This is a genomic window from Bacillus sp. AY2-1, assembly GCF_008368965.1.
Classification (GTDB): domain Bacteria; phylum Bacillota; class Bacilli; order Bacillales; family Bacillaceae_G; genus Bacillus_A; species Bacillus_A thuringiensis_S.
In genome coordinates, this window is record NZ_QPEL01000038.1 from 15,713 (window position 1) to 29,687 (window position 13,975).

The window sequence follows — 13,975 nt, forward strand, 5'->3', positions numbered from 1 at the left end:
ATAAATAAAAAAGGAACGGATTTCCGCTCCTTTTTTATCTTTTTACGATTATCAATCCATTTCCCTTTTAGGCTCTACCAACATGATGTGGGATTCCTTTTCAGTGAAAGGTTTATGCTCAACGCCTCTCGGGACAATAAACATCTCGCCCTTAGAAATTTTCACCTGTCCATCACGGAAATCGATGAACATCTCCCCTTCAAGCACAATAAATAGCTTATCCGTATCAGGATGCTCATGCCATATAAAATCTCCATTAGCTTTAAAAAGCTGAATTTGATCATCATTCATTTCACCAATCACTCGTGGATACCAATAATCGTTAATTTTAGATAACTCGTCATTTAGTTTAATAGGTTGGTAATGGATAATAATCCCTCCTCATTTTTAACTTCCACTATATTACAATAATCTAAGTAAAAAAGTCGTCATTACGCTTAAAAAGAAAATGCTCCGGCCAGAACTTTTCATTCAGATAGTACAAAGGAGTGATTTCAATGAAAGTTCTTTCAATCCAATGTTTCCTTTAACTCTCCATAAGTATAGAACAGTGATTTTCAAATAAGAATGGACCCCTGTTGACATTAGTATGGATTATTGATGAACTTCTCGCGATATTTAGTAGGCGAAATGCCAACTCGCTTCTTGAAAACTCTACTAAAATAAAAAGGGTCTGCAATTCCAACAGCCTGCGAAATTTGTTGTACAGACACACCACTTGTACATAACATTTTTTGAGCCATCTTTATACGATAGTTCAATAAATATTCTGCTGGCCCCATACCTGCATGCTTTCTAAACACGTAAGAAAGACGATTTCGATTAACATTATTTTGTTCTGTAAGCGTATGTATTGTAATATCTTTATAATAGTATTGGCGAACGTAACTAGATATTCGTTCGAATAAAGTATGCGACTCATAGTTGTTTTCTCTATTGACAACACTTAATAAAGCTTCATTCAACGCTTCGCGAAACAGCATTTCGGTCTGAAGCATCGAAATGCCTCCACGCTGATTATACACATCCCAAAGACGCATAAGTAATTCGACAAGACGAGGAGATTGTCCTGTTAATAATTCAAAATGCTGATGAGTAAAGCCAGAGTCTTCTCGTTCTGGATTGCTTATCTGATATAAAACAAGAATATATTCCCAGTTTATTTCACCAAGCATTTTATGGGCTAATGTCATTTTTGCACCCCCATGTATAACTTTTCCTGGGGAAAGGATATACGGCGTACCATTAAATTGAAATTGCGTCTTCCCTGTAAGTGGAAATACAAATCCTGGGAAAGAATCTGTAGACTCAGCACAAGGCACACCTGGATTTTTAGCATAACGATATACTCCTTCTACTCGGAAAGGATTATTGGCAAGATACTCTGCTAACTCATTCACGTCCAACTTCACAATGCACGCCTCATTTCAATAATAATTTTCTTGTAATTCGCGAGATTAATTGGTGTACATTCTGGGCAACGCTAAACTAAAAATAGTACATACGACTTAACAAGATCTGGTTATTAACCTATAAATATATTGTTTTTCATTTATTGACAAAAGTATCCTCCCTATATTATTGATAATGATTTTCATTGTAGTTTGATAAAAAAACATTTGTCAAGTTGGATGGCGTAGAAAAATGACGAAACAAGGGGTACAGAGGGACCGTTCTGTTGCAAATAATACCTGGTCTTTGTTAACTAATTCCCCTCAAAACTGGAATAATCATGTTAATAGTTGTAATGGCTTTATTTGTTACAGCACTTGCAGCATGTGGAAATAATCGTAATCCTGAAGAAGTTGCTACAGCGTATTTCGAAGATGGAAACAGCCTACTATCAAATTAAATGATAGTAGGCTGGCTGTTAAAATTATTTAAGAACTGGGTTATGTTCTAAATGATAAGCTTTCATTATCAAAAAGATTATTACTAGTCCCTCCACAAACAAAAACACCCTATCACTTCGGTTCTAAATTTAGCACCTTCCCCTCTATTCCCTCCGTATTCAATGTAGTCGTATGATACGTTCCACTTACCCAATCATCTATTTGATCATGATACCAATCACTTCTAAAATGTCCCGATTGTCCTGGTCCCACTATATGATAACCGTTTGACATATCTTTCGTATCAATAATGAATCTCCAAGACGCTCCGTGATTTACAATGCCGTTATCGCCGTAACTCGCTGCTTGCACGGTAACTTGACTTCCGCCAATCGGGACTGGTTTCTCACGATTAAAAGCGAGTAGTGCTAACATACTAGATGATTTTGAAATTGGATGTGTAAAAGCGAGTTGATGGTAATCGCCCCACTTCCACTCTCCAACATCCGGTCCATATTCCTTCTGCAATTTCTTCATTACATTCTCGTACGATGTATGCACAACTTTTGTGAAACCTCCGTACTTCGTAAACCACGCGCTATTTTCTCCCGCTACTTCTTTTCGAATCAATTCATCAACAACTTGTGACTTCCCTTCAAATAACTTCATTACATCTTTCGGTATTTCTTTTGAAAATAACGTATTTGAAATCTCTTTCATTAATAAATAGAATATTAATGGTGCCGGTTCATCTTTACTATCGTAAAAATTCCACTTTGTTAATTGGTTTACGCCTTCTTTCTCTACCTCATTTAAAGATGCTTTATTTAACTCTTTTAAAAATATAGGAGTAAACTCTTTCCCGTATAAATTCTTTTGATCCATCTGTAACTCTTCTAAATCTTTCACCGTATACTTTTCCTTCTCTTGTAAAAATTCTTGAATACGCATTTGCCTATATGGCTGCGCCCACGTATTGCTAATATGATACGGATAATCATCATCAACAATTTTATTATTCGCAGTTGAAATAAATCCTTGTTTTGGATTGATTACTTTTGGAAGTTGATTAAACGGGATATACCCTTCCCATTCATATTCATCTGTCCATCCTGGAACAGGCAAGCTACCATCGCCTTTTTTACGCACTGGTATATTTCCATTCGCTTTATAAGCAATCGTGCCATCGTTTGATGCAAACACAAAGTTTTGGGTTGGTGTATGGAAATCTTGAAGAGCGGTTTCAAACTCCGTCCAGTCTTTTGCTTTGTTCATATTTAATACAGCTTTTAACTCAGCTGACGGTTCTAAAGCAGTCCACTTTAAAGCAAATACTGTTTTCGTTTTCTCCTTCCCCTTATCCGCAAACTCTGAAATTACTGGCCCATGCCTCGTAATCGTAACGTTATAAGGAATTGTCTTCCTGCCTTTTACTTTAATAGACTCGTCAACAACGGTAGCTTTCTCCCATTTATCGTTATACAGAAATTCAATTTCATTATTAGGATTTCTCTTCTCAATATATAAATCTTGCACATCAGGCCCCGTATTCGTAACGCCCCACGCTATTTTGTCATTGTGTCCTAATATAACACCTGGTACTCCAGCGAAAATAACGCCACTCACATTTAAATCTTTCATTTCAAGTCTCGTTTGATACCATATAGAAGGTGTCGCAAGAGATAAATGAGGGTCATCTGCTAAAATCGGCTTACCTGACGCACTCTTCTCACCACTCACAACCCAGTTATTACTACCGTTAAACTCCGGGGGAATTATCGTTTTTGAAAAACTTTGCGCTACGTCCACATTTGTATTTTTCAGTTCAGCTAGCAATCTAGGAGCATCTTTCGGATATTTAGGAAATAGCTCTTTTGCTTGCTCTTTCGAAAGGTTTTTCAGCGCCCAATATCGAAACGCCTGTCCATGCCAATGTCCTCCTAAGTCAAACGCCATATACTTTCCAATTGTTAAAGAATCCACGATTGACCATTCAGAAGGCTCATAACCTAATATAGTAAACTCAACCGGCAATTTCTTTTCCACTTTTGCCTCACGTATAAAAGCGTTCACCCCATCAGCAAATGACTGCAGGGCATATTTTGCTTCTCCATCATATTGACTAACTGAAGCTTCTGCCGCTCGCCGTAAACCGAGTGTTCGAAACAATTTATCTCGGTCAACAGCTGCTTCCCCAACAACTTCACTTAACATACCAGAAGCTTGTCTTCTACTTAAATCCATTTGGAACAACCGATCTTGCGCTTGTACATATCCTTGCGAAAAATATAAATCATGTGCATTTTCCGATTTAATATGCGGGACACCTTTACTATCCCGCTTCACCGTAACAGCGTGTTGTAAATCCTCTAGCTTTATCGTTCCATCTATCTTTGGCATAGATTTCAGCGTATATATATTCAAAAAAATCGCAGCGGAAATAACTAAAAAAAGAACGATACTACTAGCCCAAATAAAAATTCTTTTTCCTCTTTTTCGTTTCTTCTTTATAACGACTTCCATATAACCACCCCTTTCTCACACTATTCGCTTCTATAGTAAAAGAACCTTTTAGACTAGAAAAAATCCTTATCCAAACTATGGATCATACAAACCGAATACTTCTCTCCTATGGATTCCTTCACTAAAATCTATTCGTTCTTTCTTACACCAATTCCTCAAAATCCCCTTCACATAAACTAACGTTTTCTTATTATTTTCAAACGCAATTTTAAGTGCCTCTAACACTTTCTCTCCAGAAAGTCTTTGTATCCAATTCTTCAATTCCTTCACAATATATGGGGATAAACTACTAATATTTTGTTCATAAAACTTATAAACTTCACTATTTGGAACGCCCTCTTCTATGGTTTCTATCTCTTCCTCTTCTTTTTTCTCTTCAATAACTACTTGTGAACTACTATTATCCTCTTCTTCTGGCATACCAAAATACTGCAATAATAATGGAATCGTGTATTCTTCTTCAAGGCATTTACGTAAAAATATATGTATGAACTCATTACTTTTTACAGTCTTTAACTCACGTAATACGCACTTCTCCACATTCGCATTTGAAATAGGGTTATAGTGTAACCAGTTTATTATGAATACCTCTTTCGTTTTCGTATCATATAGAATCTTTCCATACTCAACAAACCTGTTTAGCAGCTTCTCAACAGTCTCCATACTATAACCTGTTTCAAGCTCTGCCACACGCTTCGGTAATATGTAAATACCACATTGCTTTGTTTTCGTACCAGTTAACAAATATATGTAAAAATAACGCTCCTCTGGCGTTAAATCTAATATGAATTCATCTTGCCAAAAGTTCACCTGCACATTACGGTATACCGCCATATGTTTCCCTCCACTCTTTGCTAGTAAATAGGAAAATTTTAATCCTTCATTATAAAGATAGGCATGCGGGAATGGTTTTGGCATTCGAATTACAATTTTTTTACTACTACAACGCCGGTTTCATTTTTTCGCGCTTGTTTTGTTCTTGTAGTTGTTTTTGTTTTTGTTTTTTCTTAGTGATTTATTACTTGGTAGGGGCTTATGAGGGGCTTGGAAGGGCATTCTACATTACAATCTATCAAATACAATTTTTTCTTCCTACTAAATAGGAGCTATTCCAAATTATTATTTTGGATAGCTCCTTTCAAATTCTTCTTATTTTTTACTTCTACCAATGTCAGCTTCTACATACAATTTCTTCTGCTATTTGCGGGCAGTAACACTCTCATTTCAAAATTCGGTGAATAAACTGCTCGATTGCAATGCGAGTGACCCTCACTGATTAAAGTTTCATTTTATTTTTGCATTGAATCTAACATCTTCACAATAAAGGCAGCTGCCTGACCACGAGTTGTTGTGCCTCGAGGATCAAACTCATTATTTCCAATACCATTAACTACCTTTAGACTGTATAATCGTTGAACCGATTCTTTGTATGTTATTAAATGCTTATCTGTAAATGGTAATGCTACTAACTCACCTGTAATTCCTTTATATCGTAATGCTTTGTCAATCATAATAGATACTTCTTCACGAGTAATTGGTGAGTTAGGATCAAAAATCCCTTCACCACGACCATTAATAATTCCTGCACTTGCACAACGTTTAATACCGTCATGAAGTGATGGATGTGCCTCATTAATATCTACAAATGACTTATTTCCCTCTGGTAGTTTAAGAGCATTCGAGATTAATTTCGCAAACTCCGCTCTCGTTACATTTCGATATGGCGCAAATACACCATTACCTTCGCCTTGCATAATACCTAGACTGTTTAATTTACGAATATGCCCTTCAAACCAGCCACCTGTAATATCATCTTTTGGTTTTTGTACTTCTTCCTTTGGTACATTGTAGTTAATTTTAATCCAACTTGGGTCATAGAAAATCCATTCTCCATTACCTACTTTATACCAACCATTTTTAACCGCTAATACTTTGTAACGATCTCCGTTTGAAGCTTTACGTACAACACGATGTTCAATACCCGCATCACTACGTACATTGATGCCACTACCATTTACCACTAGTTCCATGCTAGGTTCAGCTGGATTATTTTCATTTGGATTAAATGAGTCATTTTTATCTTGTAAAGGCGTATCAATCTGCGCATTTATATTTGCATACCACTGAATTCCTTGTACGAAACCAGCCCAATTACCACGTGAAATTAAAATGTCAGGACATTTTTTCCCGCTCCATTGTTGATGCTTGTAAATATGATCTGCACCAATTCCTTCTTTGTTCATTAAATAACCTGCAAGTCGTTTTGCATTTTCTAATGCTTTATTGTAATCACCATCTTGGTTAACCGCGATCTCGATACCGATAGATTCCCTGTTTCCTGATCCATTTCCATCTCCTGCATGCCAACCATTTTCGTTTGTTGGTAAGTGTTGATAAATTTGTTTATCGTCTACAGTAAAATGCCATGAAGCTGTTCGGAAAGTGCCTTCAGTTGCTTGCTTGTATAAATATTTCGCATGATTTTCAGCATTAGCACCAGCGGCTGTATTTGCGGTCTCATGAATTGTAATGTAACGTGCTTTCATCGGATTTGCAGGACGAATATCAGGATTTCCTGCTGGAACAATCCACTCCACAAATGGAACTCCTGCAAGTGTTCCATATTTCTTCGTACTCTGTGCGCTATATTGAATACCTCTTGGCTTTGCAACAGGTTTCATTTGACGATCAGACCCATCATTTCGACCATCTACAGATTCAAATGCCTTTTCAATGTTTGAAATAGCTTCCTTTTCTGCTACTTGCCCCTTCTTAGCATCTTGCATTTTGTTTAATTCTTCTGTTTCATCATGTTTATGCTTATATTCTTCTAAAAGCATTTTTTCATTTTCAGATACTTCTGCTTCGTTAATTTGTACATGATTAGGAACTTCCAACTTGAAATTAGAATAATTTAATCCGCTCGATCCGTGTTCTCCTTGGGCAATATTAAGTTGATCAGTTTGAGAGTTGTTTATCTCTTCTGCTGATACTGATAAAGGTACGCTCCCTAAAATCACTAGACTTGTTGATAGTGCGATTACTTGTTGTTTGATTGTCTTATTCATTATTATAATAGATACATACACATTCCCGCCGTGTATGTATCTCAACCTCCCTTTATTGTCACATTAATTTTTTAAAATATGAATCTACTATGTACTTCTAATACATTTTCTTTTTATTTATATATTTAAATTACTATATTTTATACCCATTAAGAAAATATTTATATGTCATCCCTACAGATGAATTTCATCTAACATACTTTTTATAAAATTCGTCAACAAACATTATTTTACAACTAATTACAAATGCCGTCAAAATAATCAATTTAAACTTAAACAAATGACTGGCACACAAATTTATATAAATTGGGATGGCGTGTTAGTAGACGACATGTTAAATGATGAGGGCAACCAATTCGCAATGTACTACTTTAACAATAAGGATGAGTGGAAGTATATAGATGATTACTCAGGTATTTTTACAGACGATGGAGAAACTCTCTACCACGTGCAAGTTACTTGAGAAAATTATTTCAAATTAAAAGAAGTTATTGATAATAGCTATAATTTTTGGAAAGACAACTTACAAAATATATAATTATAACAAGTCGATTTCTTATTTTAATAAGGAATCGACTTTCTTAATATTTAATTTGCTGATTAACATCTCACTCAAAAATTATTTTACTAACGATACTATTATAGATACCGAATTATCTATAACGGAACGTTCTGGGCGTGATTTCATTAACACTGTTAATCCAATTAAGGACGTGACTAATGTTTGCGCTAATGCTTTAGCGTTCAAATCACTTTGTAGTTCTCCTGATCGAATTCCTTTCATGATTAATTCTTGAAAAATAACTGCAAGATACATTTGGTGTTCTCTAGTCAGTACTTCAAACTTTTCATTATGAGGAGCAAGCTCAACCATTGTGTTAATACAAAAACAGCCTTTACTGAACTCTTTTTTATATTCCTCTTCCACCATATTTTCAAAAAACATCTGAATTGCTTCTTTTACAGATTGTTCGTTTTGAAGTTTTGTTCGTATACGAGCCGCATGTAAATTTGTGTATCTCCTTAATGCCGCTTCAAATAAGCCCTCTTTATCACCAAAAGCTGAATATAAACTCGGTTTTTGTATTTCCATTCTTGCAGTTAGATCACTTAATGAAGTAGCAGCGTATCCTTTCTCCCAAAAAAGTTGCATAGCAGCATCCAAAGCTTTTTCTTCATCAAATTCGCGTAGTCGAGCCATTTAAAAATATCCCCTTCCTCTACATTTTCAAATTATAAACTAACACTTTATGTACCAATCAGTATATTATATATCGTATTAAATTATAAACGATGTGTCAAAGAAAATGGAATTAAATCAAAAGAAACTTGACATATATATTTACTCAAGATTATATTTTACTTACAAAATAACATACCGTTCGGTACGTTATTTACAACAATACAAAATGGAGCTGATTTTATGAATAGCAAGGAAAAGATGATGACCACTCTTAAACATAATGATCCCCAGTTACATTCACCTATTAGCACAAACATGTCCCGCTACATGACTCTATTATTCGCAATAGCTTGCGGGATGGCGGTGGCAAATATATATTTCGCTCATCCGCTACTTGATTCTTTATCAAATGAATTTAAGATTAGTCATTCAACTATCGGTATTGTGATTACTATTACTCAAGTTTGTTATGCAATCGGATTACTTTTATTAGTTCCACTTGGTGACTTATTAAACCAAAAAAGACTCATTATTGTTCAAATGGTTTTATCCGTTATCGCTTTAATTGTAATTGGGACCGCTCCCTCGGCCATCGTACTTTTTATAGGTATGGCCTTAGTAGGAATTCTTGCAACAGTTACGCAAACACTCGTCGCATACGCATCAATTTTAGCAAATCCAGCAGAACGTGGACGCATAGTAGGTTTCGTTACAAGCGGCGTTGTAATAGGCATTCTCCTTGCGCGTACATTTGCAGGCGCATTAACAGATTTAGCTGGATGGCGATCCGTTTATCTCACCTCCGCTACACTTATACTATTCGTAACTGTTTTGTTATATCGTAATTTACCTACTCTTGAACAGAGCAGAATGACAACTATGCCTTACCGGAAGTTAATACGTTCTGTACTCTTATTATTTGTAGAAGAACAACTCTTACGCATTCGCGGAATATTAGCATTGCTCATTTTCACTTCATTCAGTATTTTATGGACTTCTTTAGTATTACCTCTAAGTGCTACACCACATAATCTTTCACATACAGCTATTGGTGCGTTCGGCCTTGCTGGAGTTGCAGGTGCATTAGCTGCTACTAAAGCTGGACAATTAGCTGATAAAGGATTAGGACAAAGAACAACTGGCATAGCTTTATCTTTATTAGTACTTTCATGGCTCCTAATTAAATCTATTAATCACTCTCTATTATTACTAATTTTCGGCATTATCCTCTTAGATTTAGCGGTGCAAGCTGTACATGTCACCAATCAAAGTATGCTGTTCACAGTGCGTCCCGAAGCAAGAAGTCGACTTACTGCCAGTTACATGATTTTTTATTCTATCGGTAGTGCAACAGGTGCAATTCTTTCAACAAATACGTATGCAAAATATGGTTGGGATGGCGTATGCATATTAGGTGTATCTATTAGTGCTTGTGCTCTTTTATTTTGGATAATAACCTTGCGGCGATCATCACAGCTGAACGAAGAATAATTCATTTATGATTAATACGTGTTTTTCTACAAGACTATAGAATAGCATTTATTTTTTAACACAAATCAACGGCATTTTCATATAAAAAATGCCGTTGATTCACAATTTCATAATAAGAGATCCTATACTATCAAAATACATCTATTACAAATTCCCTTTAACGTTTTCAACAATTTCGTTTATCGTATTTCGATCAAACTTATCACTAATTTCGTATGGCTCACGATCTTCTACTAATTGTACGCCGACGATATCGTTGCGATTTTTACCATATTGCACTTCAATAATAGACCCACGCTCTATTTGTTTCCAAACGAGACTTGCTTCATCTTTATTATCTAAAATAATACAGTCCTCAATATTTTCATCAATTCCAATTAACCTATTATCATCCATATATCCAATCTCGTATTGTTGCCGTTCTTTCGCTTTGCCACTTACTAATATACCTTTGCTACCATATGAATAATCCATATAGTCCTTTTTCTCCGTTTGTACCGCTTTCGGCTTTTGTGCTTCAGTTTTTTCAGTAGCCCCACAACCTGTAATAAGACTGATTGGAATAACCACTATTAATACTAATCTAGTGAATTTCTTTATCATTTGTAACCAACCTCATATATTTAATGTAAAACTCCATTTATTACTCTATTAAAGAATAACATGATACTAAGTAAACAGAACGAAAGATAACATATTATTTACATACCCACACTTTAATGAAGGACCAGACCATTTAAACCTAGTCCTCCATAACTTTAGCTTTGCTTCACATACTTAATTGTATGAAATGACGTCTCATTAAATAATCGCAAGTTTTCCCCATCATAATCTTGAACTTTATATGCTATTTTCTTTTTTTGAATTGTATCTTCTACACCGTCTACTAAACGTTTATTGAGATGTAAATAGATTGTAAAAGCTTCCTTATCATATTCCCAAGTGCCTTCAATATAATTCTTTTTATTTGGATACTCATCTTTACCATACGTTTCAAATGTCTTATCACCTTTTAAAATAAGTGACATAATGAAACCGTCTGTTCCTTTGAATCCCCAATTACCAATTAATTCCGTACCATCCTTCACATTCTTCATAACGTTATCCGTATTAATTCCAGCTTTCTTATCTAACTCTTTCAAATCTTTCACAGATACTGTACCGTCACCGATTTTAATATCCCCTTCAAGGTCTTTGAATGCCTTAAGCCAGTAAATATCTCCTTCTTTCACTAACTTTTCGGATTTCTCCATTAACTCTTTATCAGTCTTATCGCCTTTTTCTCTTTTTTCTTTTCGGGTGAATATTTCATTGATTAAAGAAAAAGACTCTCTAAAATAACTAATTGCTTTTTCAAAATCCTTTTGTTGATTTACATACTCTGCAGGGGGATCTATCGACTCGAATTTATCTAACGTTTTATTTAATTCTTTCACACTATCTACTATATCTGATTTCTTTTTCTTACCGTCAAAAACCTCTCTTGTAATATTGTTATGCTCCGCAAACAACTTATCAAACTCTATCCCTAATTTATACACTTTATTAGGATAGTCTTCCTTTGAAACTTTTTCTTTCTTACTATTAGACTTCGATTCTTTTACTTTAGACTCTTCTGTTTTCTCCTGTTTAGAAGTGTTCGTTTTCTCAGACACTCCACAACCAAATAACAACATGACCGGAACTGCTACCCCTAGTAGTTTCTTTGCATTCATGACTGATTTCTCCTTCTACTTGAATAGATTACTCTTGCTATATCCATCCTCTTTTTTTATCTTGTAATTAAAGTTACAATCGCAATAACTCCTAGAATCGGTCCCCAATATTCCATTTTTATAAAAAATAATGAGTGCTTTTTGTTAAACATAACTTTTTCACCAGTTTCGGCATCTATATAAACTTTCCCATCTGGCTTATTAATATATTTACCTAAATACCAAGACATAACCCCTGATATAATAAACATTACCGCCATTGGCCAACTATGGTCTTGAAAATATGTAGCGTCCCCCGTTATAGATCCAAAGATAGCCTTACCCAAAAGAGTATTAATAATTACAATAATTGCGACTAAAAAACCCCAACCAGACCAAATAATCATCTATTTCTCCTCCTAAAGCGTACAACTTTGTACTTTATGTTAATTTGAACTGCAAACGAAAATGTTTAAAAAACCAAATATTCAGACATTAATAATTATATTTAGCTTACATTCGATTCTAACTTTAATGTTCTAAATGCAAATGAACCAGATATAATTTGTAAAATTGTCGGAATAAGTAAAAAGAATAATGACATAAATAACATAACTATAGGAATCACAATCATACAAACTCCATAAACTTTATTATTAACCTTGTTTACTAAACACGATAAAATGAACAACCCTATTTGAACCGTTAAAATAATAGAGTAATAAGCTAAAAGTTCGTAATCAACCCCTTCCATAATATTAAACGCTACAACTATTAATATTATGGAAATAATAATTCCCAAAATGCCACCAATTAAACCTAATACAAATTCAGGCGTTCTTTTCAATTCAATCCCCCTTTTATGAACCACTAACTGCTTGTATATTTTTCCCATTCACCATCATACCAAATATTCATTGGAAAAACTATACATACTTTTCATTCTTCCTTACCTTACAATGACCTTCTTACCATTATAGATAGCTTGTAGCAGTCACAAAATCAAAACCTTCAAAATTACTAACCGAATTGTCATACTGAAAATTATAAATTAATATGATAGAATTGTAGGATTTCTTTAATTTAACTTCTTCGTTAATTCGAGAAAGTATTTTGTCATCATATGAACATCCCGTTAATAACATAGAAATGTCATCACTTGCTTCTTCTAACACTTCCTTTTCAATAAAATCCTCATCTACATCAATCATATCTATATTAAAATCAACAAAAAAACTCGCTGGTATAGCGTCTCCTTCTTCATCATACGTAACATCTATATATGTATCCAACTGATTTTGTGTTTTCATATTACCTAACCATATTGAAACTATTCCATGTACTTCCATTGTAGTTCTCCTTTATTTTTTATCTTGCAGAACCAATTCTATAACTTACCGACTACTTTAAAACTCATAATTTTTATGAAAAACATTTCTTCTTTCCATTTAGTTAAATGGGGTTATTCGGAAATTCACTATCATACTTATTAATTAGCGCTTTATCATTTTCATTAATTGGTACTTCACCTAAGTATTTATGTTTCCAAATAATCATTTGATCACTAAAACTATATTCTGTGTCGAGCTAATTGGTATAATCGAAATGCATGTTAAATTCCCCACTATGTTCCAGAGACATTGTAAAAGAGTACCAAAGCTCTTGCTGATTATCTTTGAAAACATTTCTTAATTCCTTACTCACTTTATATAAAGAATCTTCTTTCCTTTCAAACTCCTCTTCATTAACTTCGTATTTAAAAGGAATTTCTACACTATACTTATAATTTTCTTTATTTTCAGGTGTATTATAAAAAAAGTACGTCCCCCCTCCAGTTTCCGATATCTGAGCATAAAAATAAAATTTCTCCCATTCTTCTGGAATCATTTCATTAACCGTTTCAGCTATTTCTCTATACAACTTGTTCATTTCTTTTTCCACTTTAATCAACCTCCTGCGCGATTTCTAATCATTTTCTCAAATATCCCTTTTCCTTCTATTTCATAAACCATTTACTTTATTGCTCTATTAGCCTCTACAATTACTATTAATTTACCGATTTTACCATACCCACTATTTAACTACTAACACAACATTTTTTATAAACACTTTAAAAATTTATTAATAAACTAAAATAAAAAGCATTAGATGCAAGAATCAAATCCCGCATCTAATGCTTCTCAG

12 protein-coding genes and 2 pseudogenes are annotated in these 13,975 nt (G+C 34.3%); 2 read left to right on the forward strand and 12 right to left on the reverse strand.

The genetic code is table 11. From position 1 onward, the window contains the following. Positions 1-51: 51 nt before the first annotated feature. The 5 genes from DN403_RS10075 to DN403_RS10105 all read right to left on the reverse strand — a co-directional run bounded on the left by DN403_RS10075 (position 52) and on the right by DN403_RS10105 (position 7,423). Positions 52-291: a cupin domain-containing protein gene (locus DN403_RS10075; RefSeq protein ID WP_000997179.1), complete on the reverse strand. Its 240-nt coding sequence runs from the start codon at positions 289-291 to the stop codon at positions 52-54. Positions 292-584: 293 nt separating this feature from the next. Beyond that, the gene (locus DN403_RS10085; RefSeq protein WP_149185439.1) at positions 585-1,412 is read right to left on the reverse strand and encodes a helix-turn-helix transcriptional regulator; all 828 of its coding nucleotides are present in this window, start codon (positions 1,410-1,412) and stop codon (positions 585-587) included. Between the two features lie 552 nt (positions 1,413-1,964). After that, positions 1,965-4,355, reverse strand: coding sequence for a penicillin acylase family protein (locus DN403_RS10090; protein ID WP_149185440.1), 2,391 nt, complete (start codon positions 4,353-4,355; stop codon positions 1,965-1,967). 75 nt (positions 4,356-4,430) lie between these two features. Next, complete coding sequence (locus tag DN403_RS10095; RefSeq protein WP_149185441.1) at positions 4,431-5,273, reverse strand: DnaD domain-containing protein; 843 nt, start codon at positions 5,271-5,273, stop codon at positions 4,431-4,433. Positions 5,274-5,644: 371 nt separating this feature from the next. Continuing rightward, on the reverse strand, positions 5,645-7,423 hold the full coding sequence (locus tag DN403_RS10105; protein ID WP_149185454.1) for an S-layer homology domain-containing protein: 1,779 nt from the start codon (positions 7,421-7,423) through the stop codon (positions 5,645-5,647). A gap of 259 nt (positions 7,424-7,682) precedes the next feature. Between DN403_RS10105 and DN403_RS32175 the strand changes: the two are divergent. After that, positions 7,683-7,961 (forward strand): annotated as a pseudogene (locus DN403_RS32175) (DUF7832 domain-containing protein); the annotation flags it as partial. Between the two features lie 81 nt (positions 7,962-8,042). Here DN403_RS32175 and DN403_RS10115 read toward each other — a convergent pair. Continuing rightward, complete coding sequence (locus tag DN403_RS10115; protein WP_000113331.1) at positions 8,043-8,624, reverse strand: TetR/AcrR family transcriptional regulator; 582 nt, start codon at positions 8,622-8,624, stop codon at positions 8,043-8,045. Positions 8,625-8,846: 222 nt separating this feature from the next. Here DN403_RS10115 and DN403_RS10120 point away from each other — a divergent pair, with 222 nt between their 5' ends. Continuing rightward, entirely contained in the window at positions 8,847-10,097 is a 1,251-nt protein-coding gene (locus tag DN403_RS10120) for an MFS transporter (protein ID WP_106082066.1), read from the forward strand. Between the two features lie 144 nt (positions 10,098-10,241). Here the strand turns inward: DN403_RS10120 and DN403_RS10125 are convergent, their stop codons facing one another. From DN403_RS10125 to DN403_RS10150, 6 genes and pseudogenes are all read right to left on the reverse strand, one after another. Further along, entirely contained in the window at positions 10,242-10,700 is a 459-nt protein-coding gene (locus DN403_RS10125; RefSeq protein WP_149185442.1) for a hypothetical protein, read from the reverse strand. 155 nt (positions 10,701-10,855) lie between these two features. Continuing rightward, a complete protein-coding gene (locus DN403_RS10130; RefSeq protein WP_149185443.1) occupies positions 10,856-11,812 on the reverse strand; it encodes a DUF3994 domain-containing protein in 957 nt (318 codons plus the stop codon). Positions 11,813-11,868: 56 nt separating this feature from the next. Beyond that, on the reverse strand, positions 11,869-12,198 hold the full coding sequence (locus tag DN403_RS10135) for a hypothetical protein (RefSeq protein ID WP_000587853.1): 330 nt from the start codon (positions 12,196-12,198) through the stop codon (positions 11,869-11,871). Positions 12,199-12,299: 101 nt separating this feature from the next. Next, entirely contained in the window at positions 12,300-12,638 is a 339-nt protein-coding gene (locus DN403_RS10140; protein WP_000831724.1) for a DUF4064 domain-containing protein, read from the reverse strand. Between the two features lie 127 nt (positions 12,639-12,765). Continuing rightward, on the reverse strand, positions 12,766-13,140 hold the full coding sequence (locus tag DN403_RS10145) for an immunity 22 family protein (protein WP_149185444.1): 375 nt from the start codon (positions 13,138-13,140) through the stop codon (positions 12,766-12,768). A 103-nt stretch (positions 13,141-13,243) separates the two neighbouring features. Continuing rightward, a pseudogene (locus DN403_RS10150) lies at positions 13,244-13,720 on the reverse strand (antitoxin YezG family protein). Between the last annotated feature and the right edge of the window lie 255 nt (positions 13,721-13,975).